This is a genomic window from Arthrobacter sp. Y3221159, from assembly GCF_059089885.1.
Map to the genome: position 1 here is coordinate 51,388 of NZ_JBNHFC010000003.1, position 14,886 is coordinate 66,273.

Consider the following 14,886-nt stretch of genomic DNA (forward strand, 5'->3'; position numbering starts at 1 on the left):
CTTGGAAGGCTTGAACCTCAGCCGGCGATGCCGTACAGGCGGTCGCCCGCGTCCCCGAGCCCGGGAACAATGTAGGACTTGTCGTTCAACTTTTCGTCGATGGATGCCAGGACAATCGTCACGTTGGCGTCCGCGAGTTCCTCTTCCAGCTTGGCGAGGCCCTCAGGTGCGGCCAGCAGGCAGATGCAGGTGACGTCCGAGGCGCCGCGCTTGAACAGGAACTTGATGGCCTCGCGCAGGGTTCCGCCGGTGGCGAGCATGGGGTCCAGGACGAAGATCTGGCGGTCGGTGAGGTCTTCGGGAAGCCGCTCGGCGTAGGTGATGATGTCCAGGGTTTCTTCATCCCGGGCCATGCCGAGGAATCCCACTTCGGCGGTGGGGACGAGCTTGGTCATCCCCTCGAGCATGCCCAGGCCGGCGCGCAGGATGGGTACCACCAGCGGGGTGGGCTTGGTGAATGCGGTTCCCACGGTGCTGCTGACGGGCGTTTCAATGGTGACGGGTTCGGTGCGGACTTCGCGGGTCGCCTCGTAGGCGAGGAGGGTCACCAGCTCTTCGGTCAACTGCCGGAACACCGGGGACGGGGTGTTTTTGTCCCTCAGGACGGTGAGCTTATGGGCGACGAGCGGGTGGTCCACAACGAGAGTTCGCATGCGTCAAAACTATCACCCGGCGTTGTCCTTCCCGTGCCCGCCGGGGCCGTCGTGATGCAGGGCATCAACCACCACATCCCGCACCACTGGATGCTCGAAATCGGGTGCCGGGCCCACGTGCTCCCGCCGCCTGATCATGTGGAACAGCCGGTGGGCAAGTATGACCATCAGCACCCACGCGAGGCCCAGCAGCCAGCCGGCCATCACGTCCGTGAGCCAGTGGTGCCCCAGGTATACCCGGCTCAATCCCATCGCGATGATGAAGATCACGCCCGTTGTGATGGCGGTGATGCGGACCCACAGCTTGAAGAAGTGCAGGCACAGGATATAGAGCAGCACGCCGATCACCACGGTGGTGTTCAGGGTATGGCCACTTGGAAAGGACGGCGTGGTTTCATACGGTGGCACGGCCTCCGTATGTTCGGGACGGGTCCGGCCCACCAGGCGCTTGCCGATCGTGGTTGCCGTGGTGGACACCGCGGCTGCACCGCCAACCAGGATCAGCGGCCGCCAGGACCGGCTCAGGAACGTGAGCCAGGCGGTGAGGATGCTCGCGAGGATGGGCATCCCGACCCCGCCACCGATGTTTGTGAATGCGGTGACGAAGGCGTCCGTTTCGGGGTTCCGCAGTGACTGCGAATAGTCGAGTGCAGGAATATCGAGGCTGGCCAGGCCTTCCTCATCCACCACGTCCGAGTACACCTCGGCGCCCAGCAGTGCCATGGCAAGCACAAGGGTTCCACCGATGATCAGGGTCAGCCACAGGGCGGCATATGGTTTGAACCATCTGTCCACGCGGTCACGGACGGTGCTCATTTGTGCCTCCCGGGGCTGGTCGTCACGGGCTCAGGGTATCCTTCGAAACTATCATTGAGCCATGGTCTCCACTGGAACACACGACACGTGGATGGGTCTTGCCCTTGCGGAGGCCCGCCGCGCCCTTGCAACAGAGGATGTGCCAATCGGCGCCGTGGTGCTGGGGCCCGACGGCGCGGTGCTGGGTTCCGGACGCAACCAGCGGGAGGAGCTTGGGGACCCCACGGCACACGCCGAGGTGGTGGCCATCCGCCAGGCAGCGGAGCGGCTGCGCGAGCTTGCGGCCCGCGACGGCGGGAAGGCCGACGGCTGGCGGTTGTCCGACTGCACGTTGGTGGTCACCCTTGAACCGTGCGCCATGTGTGCCGGCGCTATCGTCCTCGCCCGGATTCCCAGGGTTGTCTTCGGTGCCTGGGACGAGAAGGCGGGCGCCGCGGGATCGGTGTTCGACGTCCTCCGCGAGCGCCGGCTCAACCACTGGGTGGAGGTTTACTCCGGGGTGCGGGAAGCCGAATGCGCGGAACTGCTCCGTGATTTCTTCGCCGGACACCGCAGCCGTCTGTAGCGGGAAGTCCTACTCCGCCGTCTCCCCGGGCTCCAACGCCTCCAGGACGACTCTTGCCGTCTGGTCCCACCCCGGCAGCCGGTCACGGGCCGCCAGCGCGGCCGCCCGCCATTCGTCCCTCGTTGCCTGGTCCCGCAGCCAGTGGCGCAGGACGCCGGCGAGCCTCGCGGGGTTCTCCCGGTCCCCCGGCACAAGCGGTACGGCCGCGCCGGGAAGCCGGGCGCCGCCGTCGTCCTTCACCAACCGTGCCAGCCCGAGCGCTTCCTCTGCACCTGTCCCCTGCCGCACCACCACCGGGATTCCCCGTGCCAGTGACTCGGTGACCACCATGCCGAATGCCTCCACACGGGACACCAGCAGGCTGAGGTCCGCGGCGTCCCACGCATTTTCCAGGGCATAGCCCAGGAGCTCGCCAGTGATCCTGAGCCGGTCGTCCAGCCCGCTGGCAGCGACGGCGGCCCGCACCTCCGCCGCGTAATCCGGGTCCGCCTGGTCAGACCCCACCATGGCTGCGCTCCACTCAAGATCCTTGATTAGGGCGAGGGCTTCCACGGTCAGCAACTGGTCCTTGTTGGGCAGGTGGGCCGCCACGACAATGAGGCGTGGCGGGCGGGATCCGGATGCCACGGGTGCGGGATCGACGCCGGGGAGGGCGACGCGGATCCCGGCCAGCCCATGGCGCTCCTGCAGGATGGCCGCCGTGCTGGTGCTGGTGGAAATGATTCCGGAGGCTGCCCGCATGGCCCGCGCCTCACGTTCCACCGGGCCAGGATCCGCCGTCACATCAACTGTCATGTGTGCCAGGACCCAGGCTTGCCGCCCGGCCTTGGCTGCATACTCCAGTTCGTCCGGGACGCCGACGGCGACGAGCCCGTCCACGATGTCCACGGCAGGCTCCTGCTCCGCCTCCGGACCCCAAGCGCCGATAATGCCGCCGAACCGGCGCCGGTCCTTGGCCGAGGGTTCCGGCCAGGCGCCTTCAACGGGCACCACCTCGACGTCGGCCCCGAGCTCCGTCATCCCGCGGACCAGCTTGGCGTTGTACGCATTGCCTCCGGAGTGGTGGTGGATGTTGCCGGGAACCAGCAGGCGGATACGGCGCATGGTTCTAGGCTGTCAGGTCCAGCGAGTAGGTGGCCCAGGCGTCCGGGTTTTCGCGCAAGGTGACGTCGATGCCTTGCAGGTGCCGGCCGTCGTCGTGGTTTTCGATTTTTCCCGCGACTTCCTGCGCGATGTACTGCGCCAACGCCTCGGTGGTGCTGAGCCTGCCCGCAAAGTCAGGGTGCTCGTCGAGGTTGCGGTAGTTCAGTCCCGCCAGCACCTCCTCGATGAAGGTTCCGGCGGCGCCGATGTCCAGGACGATCGCGTCATCGTTCAACGAATGACGGCGGAAGGCAACCTCCGCGACGAAGGTTGCCCCGTGCAGGGCCTGCGCCGGGCCGAAGGCTTCGCGGGGGAGGCTGTGGGCGATCATGAAGTGGCGGCGGACTGTCAGGCTGAACATGCATTACCTCTGGTCTGTGGGATGGGTGGGGGCTGGCTGCTGCGGTTCTACGTTGTGTTGCGGGTACTCGATGACGTGGCACAGGGCGTCGATGGTGCCGTGGGCGAGGCCCTGCACCACCTCGGGCAGTTCCTGGAATGGCGACGACCCGGTGAGGAAAACATCGAACACCGGATCTTTCAGGAGGGACACCGCAAGCTCCAGGCGGTCCGCGTTGGTGCGCCGGTGGCGCCGGGCGCGGGCCACGACGCCCACCTGGCTGGCCCTGATGGACAGGCGCCTCGCGTGGAAGTCTTCGCCGAGCGGCAGGGTGACCTCGCGGTTGGCGTACCAGGACATCTCGATGACGTCCCCCTCATCGCCGGCCAGCTGCAGGCTTCTTTCCAGGCCTTCCTGTGAGGCGGAGCAGTGGAAGACGATGTCGCAGTCTGCCAGCGCGTCATCCGGGTGGGCGAAGTCGACGCCCAGCGCGTCTGCCAGGGTTTTCCGGCCTGGGTCCAGGTCAACCAGTTGGAGGCGGGACAGCGGGAAGGTGCGCAGGAGGGTGGCCACCATGCCGCCAACCAGCCCTGCGCCGACCACCGCCACCCGGTCCCCCAGCCGCGGTCCGGCCTCCCACAGCGCGTTGACAGCAGTCTCCACGGTTCCCGTGAGGACTGCGCGCCGGGTGGGCACGTCATCCGGGATCCGGGTCAGCTCCGAGACCGGCACCACGTAACGGTCCTGGTGGGGGTTGAGGCAGAAGACCCGCTGGCCCTTCCATTCCTCCGGCCCCTCCTCCACCACGCCCACTGACAGATAGCCGTACTTCACGGGCCCCGGGAACTGCCCCTCCTGGTGGGGTGCCCGCATCTCCTGAGCCACCCTTGGCGGGACAGCGCCCCGGTGGACCACCATCTCCGTGCCTTTGCTGATGCCGGAGTAGAGGGCACGCACCAGGGCTTCGCCGGGAGCCCGAGCCGGGAGCTCCTCAGGCAGCAGCTCGCCGTGTTCCCGGGCGGTGGTCCAGTAGGCAGTGGCGTGGACAGAATCATGCGCATTAGTCATCTTGCTGATGAATCTAGCCGGACAGCCGCGGGCGGGGAAAGTCCGACGCCGGGTGGGGGCGATGTGCGACTGTCCAGGCGCGCGGTGGTACAGCGGGCGGGGCACGCCAGATGTGTTGTCAGCCGGACAGATACTCGACAACCGCATCCTCAAGGAGACTTCGTTTCCTTGGGAGGACTCCCGGTGGAAGAATTTCGGGCGGCAGGATACCCGCGGGCCATTGTGGTGGGTCCCAGTCGGGCTGTTCGCTGGGGTAGTAGCGGCCGGTGGGTGAGGTCCACCCGGGTGGACCGTTATTGGTTGCTTCTGTGGGTGTCCAGCCGCTGGTGTGCTTGAGCCGGTGGTGTTTTGGGCAGAGTTGTGCCAGGTTGCTGATGCCGGTTGTTCCGCCGTGTTGCCAGGCGGTGAGGTGGTCGGCTTCGTTGTCCAGGGAGTTGTTGTTGCAGCCGGGGAAGGTGCATTTGCCGTCCCGGAGGGTCAGGGCTTGTCGCATTGCTTTCGTGATCCGGTAGCTGGTGCGGCCGATTTCGAGGGGTGCACCGTCGCGCGGGTCAACGAGGACGCGGGTGAAGGAGTCGGCGCCGTCGGCGAGGAGTTTGCGGGCCATCGACGCCGGGATCGGGCCGTACCCGTCCAGGATGGCTGGTTCGTCCGTTTGGCCGAACAGGGCGAGCACGGGGACGGTGACGATGACGTCCGCCCGCGGGGTCGGAATCTTCCCGCCCTCCGGATCGCCGGGAAACACGCTGGTTGCGGGATCCCCAAGGCTGCTGTCTCCGTGGCCGCCGGCGCTGCTCGCCTCCAGGGACGCCGCTGCCAGGGCGTCGGGGATGCCGAGGTCCGCAGCGGGCTCGTCGGACCCATCGAGCGCGGCAAGCCCGATGAACCCTTCGGGGAGTTGTTGGACGCCTTCACCGTGGTCATGGGAGGCCCGCCCGGGGGTACGGACGCCGGTGCGGCAGGCGCCCGCGCCGTTGCTATCCGGGATCCTGTCGTCCGCCCCGCTGGCCCCCGCGGGGCGGCCATCCGCCGTGGCGGTGGTGCCGGTGCTTAGGAGGCGGCGGGTGAACTCGTCAGCTCTGATCTGAGTAAGGGTTCGGGTTTCGTTGGGGCCTTGCAGGCCGCGGGCGATGGCCGTGGTTTTGTTCCAGGCCGCCAACGCGGAGTCGGCCGGGAGGTAGGCCGAGATCCAGGCCATGCCGTCCCGGTCAGGGGTGAATTCGACCCGCCTGTCCGCAACACCCTTGGCGTGCCGTTTTTCGATCGACTCCGGATGATGCCGCTCCCGCCAGGCCCGCACCTTCGACCTCAACCGTGAAGGAACCAGCTGCCCAGCCGGACAGCCCCGCGCAGGATTCGGAGCATCCTGGTCCAGGAAGTGGTCCGCCAGCACCACAGCGCTGGCATGGTCCAGGTTCTCGGTTTCATCGGCGATGATCCTGGCGTGCTGCCACGACAACGCCCCGGCTGACAAAGACTCGTACACCGACGGCAGGGAGCATACCCGCCGCGACTGCGCCAAAAACGCGGCGGCGGCACCAGAGGAGATGGTGAGAACCCCGGCGATCTCCTCCACCGTGGAGACTTCACTGAAGGTCCGCTCCCGCACCCGTGCGTCCGGTGGGAGCATGGCCTCTTGCAGGTCGAAGGCCTCGGCCGAGTCCCGGGCTTTCAGTGCAGCGTTCTGGGCCTCCAGTGTCGACTCCAGCTCCAGTCGCGCCAACCGAAGCCGATACAACCGCCCCATGACATCCACCACGGATCCGTCGGCATTCCCGTCTGCGGCCGTACCCTCCAGTTCCTCTTCTTCGAGGAACAGCGCCTCGAGGGCAGCCACGGTGGAACGAATGCCCTCCATCGCTGACGCCGTGCGCGTGCCGATTCCCATGAGGACATCCTCCAATGGGGGTATGACATTTTGGCAGGCACCGCTGCACGGTTGGCCACCTCTGCCAGCTGCCCTCGAAGGTCGCGGTGGCAGAGAGCCCTACCACCGGGGATCATCGCCCGTTTTGGGGATGTGCGCCCCGCTCCGGTACCCTATTGAGGTTGGTGACGTGTCCGAGCGGCCGAAGGTGCAACACTCGAAATGTTGTTTGGTGTAAAAGCCAACGTGGGTTCAAATCCCACCGTCACCGCCAGCTGAGAAGGCCCCGGTTTCCTAATTGGAACCGGGGCCTTCCGCCCTTACGAAAGGCGTACGCTATCAAAGCACTGGCGCCAAAGTCCCCCGGCCAGGGCGTGTACTCTTCAAGAAAAACCTAGCCTTGGGGGAAGGCTTGATTACTCATTCTCACGAGCAGCGCCGGGTGCCGCTGACCCTTTTTTGGAGACTCGTCGTAGCGCTGTCAGCCGTTGTCGGCATAGGTACCTGCGTGGCCTTGGGCCTGCTCTACGCGCACTTTTTCATCGTGCAGGCAGGGACAATGACGGTGCTGGAACGGCCGGCCACGGAACGTGACGTGCTGGACATCAACGCAGTGGCGGGCGGGGAAGCAGAAGTCGCAAGCGCGCGGTTTCTGGCTATTTACGAATACACGGATTACTACGCCACTCAGGGCGCGTCCGCGGACGACGTCTGCCTGGTCGGCCAGGCGATCACGACGGGAGACTACTGGGAGCTCTGCGAGACCATGGCCGACAGCCGCGAGGTTATCGGATTCGTTGCGGGGCCGGACGGCAGGAACGTTGCCCTCGTCCCAGACCAGTTTGACCATGGGCAACTGGAGGCCGACGGGTGGGTCACTCTTCACCAGAACCTGTTGGTTCAACCTCTGGCGCCATGCAGGGCGCCGATGGTCTGCAGTTGAGGAAAGACCCGCTTCCACTCCCATGGGAAGCAGGGTCTTTCCTCAACAGAGGCGATACGACGGCCAACTAAAGCCGGGTGTCGAAGGACCCGCAGAACACGTTGTGGTTGAACGTCCCCTGGAACTCCTGTTTTGCCGTGAATCTTTTCGACGGCTGCCCGGATGGCCTCCCGTGAACCGGCGTGGGCGTGTATCGCCGTCCGACCATGGGCACGCGAATCGACAAAATCCATCCCAAGATTGTTGAACAATCCTTGATTCTCGTGCATCCTAGAGAGACCACTTCAACGAGACGAGAATCACTATGGCCTTCATTGACCTCAACAGCGACGTCGGGGAATCCTTCGGTAACTGGACCATGGGCGATGACGCAGCAATCTTCCGCTCGGTCTCCAGCGCCAACGTCGCCTGCGGCTTCCACGCTGGGGACCCGTCCACCATCGCCAGCACCTGCCGGGATGCCGTCGCGGCCAGCGTCGTCATCGGTGCGCACGTGGGCTACCGCGACCTTGCCGGCTTCGGCCGGCGGTTCCTGGACTGCTCCGCCACGGAACTCGCGGATGACGTCCTCTACCAAATGGGTGCCCTCAGCGCACTGGCCACGGCCGCGGGCGGCCGCATCCGGTACGTCAAGCCGCACGGCGCCCTCTACAACACCATCGTCACGCACGAAACGCACGCCCAGGCCGTCGTGGATGCGGTCAAGGCCTTCGGCGGCGACCTGCCGCTGCTCCTGCTCCCCGGCTCCGTAGCCCTGGCCCGCGCCGAGGCCGCCGGGCTCCGGGGCGTGGCCGAAGCCTTCGCGGACCGCGCCTACAACCCTGACGGGACCCTGGTCTCCCGGCGCGAGGCCGGCGCCGTGCTCCACGACGAGGGCGCCGTCGCCGCCAACATGGTCCGTCTGGCCACCGAGGGAATCATCATTGCCCGCGACGGATCCGCCATCAAGGCGGAAGCGGAGAGCATCTGCCTGCACGGCGATACCGCCGGCGCCGTTTCCATGGCCGCCGCCGTGCGGCGGGAACTGGAAGCAGCCGGCGTGGAAATCCGGAGCTTCGTGTGAGCTCCCTCCACATCCGCTGGGCCGGGCCCCGCGCCCTCCTTCTGGAACTCGACTCCCTGGAAACGGTCCTGGCCGTCCATGCCCGTTTGCAGGAGACGCCCTTGCCCGGACAGGTGGATGTCCTGGCCGCCGCGCGGACCGTCCTGGCGGTCTTCGATTCGCGCGCTTCGGCACAGGCGGCCCGTGCCGCCGTCGGCACGCTGGACAGGGACCCGGCCGCTGTGAACGCCGCCGGTGCCGATCCCGTCCGGATCGAGGTGGTGTACGACGGCGACGACCTCGCCGAAGTAGGCAGGCTGACCGGGCTTGGTGCCGACGGCGTGGTCGCCGCGCACACCGGGCAGTTGTGGACGGCGGCGTTCGGCGGGTTCGCCCCCGGCTTCGCCTATCTGGTGGGCGAGAATGACGCGCTGAATGTTCCGCGGCGCAGTTCGCCGCGGACCGCCGTTCCCGCCGGTTCCGTGGCCCTCGCCGGCAATTTCTCCGCCGTGTACCCGCGGCGCTCCCCCGGCGGCTGGCAGCTGATCGGACGCACCGCCGCCCGGATGTGGGACCTGGACCGTGAACAGCCTGCCTTGCTCCGGCCCGGCAGCACCGTCCGCTATGTCGCGGTGCGGGAAGTCGTGGAAGTCACCGAACCCACCGGACAGGCCGAGCCCGCCGGACAGGCCGAGCCCGCCGGACAGCAGCTCACCCCAGCCGGCGTCCCCGCTGACGGCGCTCACGCCCTGGAGATCATCGCACCCGGCCCACAGTCCCTCATCCAGGACCTTGGCCGCCCCGGCTTCGGCGACCTCGGCGTCTCCACCTCCGGCGCTGCCGACGCCGCAAGCGCACGCCAGGCGAACCGGCTGGTGGGAAACCCGCCGGGTGACGCGGTGCTCGAAACCGTTTTGGGCGGGCTGTCCGTACGTGCCCGCGGCGAACTGACTGCAGCGCTCACCGGCGCCCCCGCAGACGCCGAGATCCGCTCAGGCAGCGGCAGCCGCCCGGCCCCGATGTACGCCCCCTTCCCGCTGCACGACGGTGAGAGCCTCCACCTCGGCATCCCGGAGGCAGGCCTGCGCAGCTACCTTGCCGTCCGCGGCGGAATCGACGTTCCCCCCGTGCTGGGCAGCCGGTCCACGGACCTGATGTCCGGGATCGGGCCTTCTCCGCTGGCCGCCGGAACCGTGCTGCCGGTCAGCCCGGCGAACCGGGGCCGCGTGGTGGGCCAGCCCGAACCGCCAACCCTGCATCCAGCCCTCCAGCAAGGCGGGACCGGCAACGCCACGGTGGTACTCCGCGTGACGCCGGGCCCCCGCGACGACTGGTTCACCCCGGAATCCCTCGCCGCCCTGACCGGGCAGGGCTGGACGGTCACCGCCGAGTCCAACCGAATCGGCGTGCGGCTGGCTACAACAGCTGGCGGGACACCGCTGGAACGCTCGCGGACGGAGGAACTGCCCAGCGAAGGCGTGGTGGCCGGCTCGCTGCAGGTGCCGCCGTCGGGCCTTCCCGTCCTCTTCCTCGCCGACCACCCCGTAACCGGTGGCTATCCCGTGATCGCCGTCGTCGTTCCCGAAGACCTGCCGGTGGCGGCGCAGCTCCCGCCCGGCACCACCATCCGGTTCCAGGCCGTGGATCCGGTGACCATGGAGCCGCTCCGGCCTTCGGCCCTGCAGCAGCCACAGCCCATCACCCCCACGCCTGCCACGAACAGCCTGTGAAAGAAGCAGCCATGAAAAAAGTCCTGATCGCCAACCGCGGCGAGATTGCCGTCCGGATCGCCCGGGCCTGCGCCGATGCAGGCCTGGCGTCCGTCGCCGTCTATTCGGATCCCGATGCCGACGCCCTGCACGTGCGCCTCAGCGACGAGGCCTACGCCCTGGACGGGTCCGCCAGCGCCGAGACCTACCTGAACATCGGGAAACTCCTGGCAGTGGCAGCCCGCGCCGGTGCCGACGCCGTCCACCCCGGCTACGGTTTCCTGTCCGAGAATGCGGACTTTGCGCAGGCAGTGCTCGACGCCGGACTCACGTGGGTGGGCCCGTCGCCGGACGCCATCCGCAGCCTGGGCAACAAGGTGACGGCGCGGGAAATTGCCGTCCGCGCCGGTGCCCCGCTGGTCCCCGGTTCGGACGGGCCCGCCGCAAACGCCGACGAGGTCCGGGCGTTCGCCGCGCAGTACGGCGTCCCGGTGGCCATCAAGGCGGCCTTCGGCGGCGGCGGCCGCGGCCTGAAGATCGCCTACCGGATGGAGGACATCGACGACGCCTTCGACTCCGCGGTGCGTGAGGCAACCGTAGCCTTCGGCCGTGGCGAATGTTTCGTGGAGCGCTTCCTGGACCGTCCCCGCCACGTCGAAGCCCAGGTCATCGCCGACACGCACGGAAACGTGGTGGTGGTGGGCACCCGTGACTGCTCCCTCCAGCGCCGCAACCAGAAGCTCGTGGAAGAGGCACCCGCGCCGTTCCTCACGCCGGAGCAGCGCAGCCGCATCCACGAGTCCGCCCGCGCCATCTGCCGGGAAGCCGGCTACACCGGAGCGGGCACCGTGGAGTACCTGGTGGCACCCGACGGCGTCATCTCCTTCCTCGAGGTCAACACCCGGCTGCAGGTGGAGCACCCGGTCACCGAGGAAACCTCCGGCATCGACCTGGTGCGCGAACAGTTCCGGATCGCCGCCGGGCTGCCGCTCTCCATCACCAAGGACCCCCAGCCCACCGGCCACGCCATCGAGTTCCGGCTGAACGCCGAAGACGCCGGCCGCGGCTTCCTGCCCTCCCCCGGCCCCGTGGACGTCTTCGAAGCACCCACCGGCCCCGGCATTCGCGTGGACTCCGGGGTCCGGTCAGGCTCCGTCATCCCGGCCGAATACGACTCCCTGATGGCCAAGCTGATCGTCCGCGGCGAGGACCGGGCGCAGGCGCTGCGCCGTGCCCGCGCCGCACTCGACGAACTGCGGATCGAAGGCGTGCCCACGGTGGTCCCCTTCCACCGCGCTGTGGTGCGGGACCCGGATTTCACGGCACCCGACCGGCTGGGCGTCTACACCACTTGGATTGAGTCCGAGTTCTCCGGCCGGCTCGCGGCCTCGCTAAAGAGCGGAATTGCCGGGCCCGTGGCGCGGCGCGAAACCCTCACCGTGGAAATCGACGGCAAGGCTGTCCAGCTGGGACTGCCGGCGCAGGTTTATGCCGCCCTGATGCACGGCGGCGCAGTTTCGGCAGGTGCAGCTTCGGCCGGCGCCCGCGACGCTGCCGGCAGCCACAGCGGCGACGCCGCTGGCGACGGCCGGGTTACCGCGCCGATGGGCGGCAACCTGGTCAAATGGCTGGCCGAGGACGGCGCCGAGGTGGCCGCCGACCAGCCCCTCGCCGTCGTGGAGGCGATGAAAATGGAAACCGTGGTGGCCGCGTCCGGTGCCGGCACATTCCGCCGCGGTGCGCAGGAGCCGGGGGCCGTCGTCGTGCGCGGCGAAGTGCTGGGGACGGTCAGCTAACATCAAATGTTGACGAAAGCGGGGGCAAAGACTTGGACACCGGAAAACACGGCACGGCAGAACACGCGCACACCACGGCGTGGATCGCGTCAGTGCTGCGGAGCCGCATCGCGGCCGGCGAACTGACCCCCGGGTCCAAGCTGTCCGAACAATCTCTGTCCACGTCGCTGGGCGTGTCCCGCAATACCCTGCGGCAGGCGTTCACCATCCTTGCCGGCGAATCGATTGTCACGCACATCCCCAACCGGGGCGTCTTCGTGGCATCGCCGGGCGAGGAGGAGGTGCGCGAGATCTACCGCATCCGCCGCACCATCGAACCTGCCGCCGTGCTCTGGGGTAAGCTCACTCCCCAGACGCTGGACGAGATGGAAGCCGTAGTTCTGCGCGCCCAGGTGGCCCGGAACGCCGGCTCCGTCACGGACATGGCGGACGCCAACCAGGCCCTGCACCGTGCGGTGGTGGGCCTGACGGGGAGCGCCACTCTGCAGGAACTGATGGACCGGGTGCTCGCCGAAATGCGTCTGGTCTTCCATGCCATGGCCTCCGCCCCCGACTTCCACAGCCACTACGTGGAGCGCAACGTGGAGCTCGTGAAGCGGCTCCGGGCGGGCGAGCGCGAGGCGGCGGCGGCCGGGCTGCGCGCCTACCTCGATGCCGCGGAAGCCGAGCTGCTGGGCCACCTGGCCGGCACTGCGCAACTGACCGACACGGGGCACTGACCCGGCAATTGTTAAGCGGAGAGGGCCTGCACCGGCTGGTGCAGGCCCTCTCCACTTTCAATGCGCCCCGTTTTCAAGGCGCAGGTTCAGGGAACCAGGTAGTCGCTGTCCCTCGCGTCGGTAATGAGCATGTGGCCCGGCGCGTGGCCGATAGCCAGCGGCGGCCGGGACTGCATCACGGCAGCCTGGGGTGTGACTCCACAGGCCCAGAACACTGGAATGTGGCCGTCCGGAATGGCCACGGCGTCGCCAAAATCCGGCCGGGCGAGGTCGCTGATGCCCAGTTCGTGTGGATTGCCCACGTGGACTGGCGCGCCATGCACGGCAGGGTAGCGGGAGGTGATCCGGACCGCGTCGGCCACCTGGGAGGCGGGGACGGGGCGCATGGAGACCACCATCGGACCAGACATGGCGCCGGCGGGAGCGCACTGGCGGTTGGTGCGGTACATCGGCACGTTAACGCCCTGCTCGATATGGGCGATGCCGATGCCGCCGTCCTGCAACGCGGCTTCGAACGTGAAGGAACAGCCGATCAGGAACGTCACCAGGTCATCGCCCCAGTGGCCGGTAATATCGGTGGGCTCGTCCACCTTTTCGCCGTCGCGGTACACCGTGTACTTGGGCACATCGGTGCGGATGTCCCCGCCGGCCAGCAGCGGGCCGCTGGTTTCGCCGGGCTCGAGGATGCCGAGGATGGGGCATGGCTTGGGATTGCGCTGGGCAAACAGCAGGAAATCGAAGGCGTGCTCCCGCGGAATGGCCAGGACGTTCGCCTGCGCGTACCCGCGGGACCAGCCCGACGTCGGTTCCACCAGCCCGCCGCGGAACGCTTCGCGCGCCGCGGAGGGGAGGATGCTGGAGCGCTCCATCATGCCCACAGCTTGGCCAGGCCCAGGATCGAGTTCCAGCCGAGGAACACGGTGAGGACCCAGGCGGCGGCACCGACCAGGAGCAGCCACTTGGGGTAGACGTAGCCGTGCATCAGGTCGCGGCGGCGCCAGGCCACCCAGAGCAGGACCGCAAAGCCCACCGGCAGGATCAGTCCGTTGAAGGCGCCGGCGAAGATCAACAGCTGCTGGGGCGCCTGGCCGAGGAAGATGTACACGATGGTGCAGCCGGCAATGAATGCGACGGTGATGAGGTTCCGTTTGCGCTCGGGGGTGCGGGAGGAGGTGATGAAGGAGACGGAGGTGAAGGCTGCGCCGATGACCGAGGTGATGGCGGCTGCCCAGAGGACCACACCGAACATCCGCATGCCGATTTCACCGGCCGCTGCGCCGAAGGCCTCGGCGGCCATGTTGTTGCTGCTGAGGACCGTTCCGCCGGCCACGACGCCGAGGATGGCCAGGAAGAGCAGCACGCGCATCAGGCCGGTGGCCAGGATGCCCAGGATAGAGCTGCGGGTGATCTCCTTGACGTGCCGGACGCCGGTGGCGCCGGAGTCGAGCATGCGGTGGGCGCCGGCGTAGGTGATGTAGCCGCCCACGGTGCCGCCCACCAGGGTGGTGATGATGAGGAAGTCCACCGTTTCGGGAAGGAACGTGTTCTTCAGTGCCTCTCCGAGCGGCGGGGCGGCGACGATGGCCACGTAGATCATCAGCAGGATCATGACGGCGCCCAGCAGCACCACGATCCGGTCCAGCGCCATGCCGGCCTTTTTGCTGAGGAAGATCAGGATGGCGACGACGGCCGAGACGGCGCCACCGATCTTCGGGTCCACGCCCATCATGGCGTTGGCTCCGAGGCCGGTACCGGCGATGTTGCCGATGTTGAAAACCACGCCGCCAAGGAACACCAGGCCGGAGAGGAACCAGCCGATGCCGGGAAGCACCTTGTTGCCAAGTTCCTGTGCCCGGAGTCCGGTGACGCCGATGACCCGCCAGACGTTCATCTGTACTGCGATGTCGATCAGGATCGAGGCCAGGATCGCGAAGGCGAACGCGGCCCCGATCTGGGCTGTGAATACCGTTGTCTGGGTGATGAAACCCGGTCCGATGGCGCTGGTGGCCATGAGGAACATGGCGCCGAGGAGCGCCGTACGCCGGGCGGAAGTGCTCAGGTTCAGTTTGATGCCGGGTTCTGCCATGGTTCCATCCATTGCCTTGGGTGACTGGAGTCACAATTATCGTCCCCAGCGACGATACAGGTTGTTGAACAATCTTGGCAAGGTATTGTTGAACAACTTTTTCGAATGAGGCGGTGTAACAGCAGCTTTCGGCACGGCC

At 67.5% G+C, this 14,886-nt stretch carries 14 protein-coding genes and 1 tRNA gene; 7 read left to right on the forward strand and 8 right to left on the reverse strand.

What is annotated here, in order from left to right:
• Positions 1–17: 17 nt before the first annotated feature.
• A complete protein-coding gene (gene upp / locus AC5RT3_RS04330; protein WP_494010771.1) occupies positions 18–653 on the reverse strand; it encodes a uracil phosphoribosyltransferase in 636 nt (211 codons plus the stop codon).
• A 12-nt stretch (positions 654–665) separates the two neighbouring features.
• Positions 666–1,469 (reverse strand): phosphatase PAP2 family protein, encoded by an 804-nt coding sequence (locus AC5RT3_RS04335; RefSeq protein ID WP_494010772.1) that lies wholly within the window; start codon positions 1,467–1,469, stop codon positions 666–668.
• Between the two features lie 61 nt (positions 1,470–1,530).
• On the opposite strand from AC5RT3_RS04335, the gene tadA reads away from it, so the two are divergent.
• A complete protein-coding gene (gene tadA, locus AC5RT3_RS04340; protein WP_494010773.1) occupies positions 1,531–2,034 on the forward strand; it encodes a tRNA adenosine(34) deaminase TadA in 504 nt (167 codons plus the stop codon).
• Positions 2,035–2,043: 9 nt separating this feature from the next.
• Here the strand turns inward: tadA and AC5RT3_RS04345 are convergent, their stop codons facing one another.
• The 4 genes from AC5RT3_RS04345 to AC5RT3_RS04360 form a co-directional block, all read right to left on the reverse strand.
• The gene (locus AC5RT3_RS04345) at positions 2,044–3,138 is read right to left on the reverse strand and encodes a glycosyltransferase family 4 protein (RefSeq protein WP_494123589.1); all 1,095 of its coding nucleotides are present in this window, start codon (positions 3,136–3,138) and stop codon (positions 2,044–2,046) included.
• Between the two features lie 4 nt (positions 3,139–3,142).
• The gene (locus AC5RT3_RS04350) at positions 3,143–3,538 is read right to left on the reverse strand and encodes a 6-pyruvoyl trahydropterin synthase family protein (protein WP_494052041.1); all 396 of its coding nucleotides are present in this window, start codon (positions 3,536–3,538) and stop codon (positions 3,143–3,145) included.
• Positions 3,539–3,541: 3 nt separating this feature from the next.
• On the reverse strand, positions 3,542–4,585 hold the full coding sequence (locus AC5RT3_RS04355) for a zinc-dependent alcohol dehydrogenase (protein ID WP_494123590.1): 1,044 nt from the start codon (positions 4,583–4,585) through the stop codon (positions 3,542–3,544).
• Positions 4,586–4,703: 118 nt separating this feature from the next.
• The gene (locus AC5RT3_RS04360) at positions 4,704–6,473 is read right to left on the reverse strand and encodes an HNH endonuclease signature motif containing protein (RefSeq protein WP_494123591.1); all 1,770 of its coding nucleotides are present in this window, start codon (positions 6,471–6,473) and stop codon (positions 4,704–4,706) included.
• 163 nt (positions 6,474–6,636) lie between these two features.
• Between AC5RT3_RS04360 and AC5RT3_RS04365 the strand changes: the two genes are divergently transcribed.
• From AC5RT3_RS04365 to AC5RT3_RS04390, 6 genes are all read left to right on the forward strand, one after another.
• A tRNA-Ser gene (locus tag AC5RT3_RS04365) sits at positions 6,637–6,726 on the forward strand.
• Positions 6,727–6,960: 234 nt separating this feature from the next.
• Entirely contained in the window at positions 6,961–7,395 is a 435-nt protein-coding gene (locus AC5RT3_RS04370) for a hypothetical protein (protein ID WP_494123592.1), read from the forward strand.
• 304 nt (positions 7,396–7,699) lie between these two features.
• Positions 7,700–8,458: a LamB/YcsF family protein gene (locus tag AC5RT3_RS04375; RefSeq protein WP_494052045.1), complete on the forward strand. Its 759-nt coding sequence runs from the start codon at positions 7,700–7,702 to the stop codon at positions 8,456–8,458.
• Positions 8,455–10,167 carry a 5-oxoprolinase subunit B/C family protein gene (locus AC5RT3_RS04380; protein ID WP_494052046.1) on the forward strand — a complete coding sequence of 571 codons (1,713 nt, stop codon included), beginning with the start codon at positions 8,455–8,457 and terminating at the stop codon, positions 10,165–10,167. Before AC5RT3_RS04375 ends, AC5RT3_RS04380 begins: the two co-directional genes overlap by 4 nt.
• A gap of 11 nt (positions 10,168–10,178) precedes the next feature.
• The gene (locus tag AC5RT3_RS04385; RefSeq protein WP_494123593.1) at positions 10,179–11,942 is read left to right on the forward strand and encodes an acetyl/propionyl/methylcrotonyl-CoA carboxylase subunit alpha; all 1,764 of its coding nucleotides are present in this window, start codon (positions 10,179–10,181) and stop codon (positions 11,940–11,942) included.
• 32 nt (positions 11,943–11,974) lie between these two features.
• Complete coding sequence (locus AC5RT3_RS04390; protein WP_494052048.1) at positions 11,975–12,661, forward strand: GntR family transcriptional regulator; 687 nt, start codon at positions 11,975–11,977, stop codon at positions 12,659–12,661.
• 86 nt (positions 12,662–12,747) lie between these two features.
• On the opposite strand, the gene AC5RT3_RS04395 is transcribed toward AC5RT3_RS04390, so the two are convergent.
• Both AC5RT3_RS04395 and AC5RT3_RS04400 read right to left on the reverse strand, forming a co-directional pair.
• Entirely contained in the window at positions 12,748–13,533 is a 786-nt protein-coding gene (locus tag AC5RT3_RS04395) for a putative hydro-lyase (protein ID WP_494123594.1), read from the reverse strand.
• Positions 13,530–14,747 carry an NRAMP family divalent metal transporter gene (locus AC5RT3_RS04400; RefSeq protein ID WP_494123595.1) on the reverse strand — a complete coding sequence of 406 codons (1,218 nt, stop codon included), beginning with the start codon at positions 14,745–14,747 and terminating at the stop codon, positions 13,530–13,532. The genes AC5RT3_RS04395 and AC5RT3_RS04400 overlap by 4 nt, the downstream gene beginning before the upstream one ends.
• Positions 14,748–14,886 lie beyond the last annotated feature (139 nt).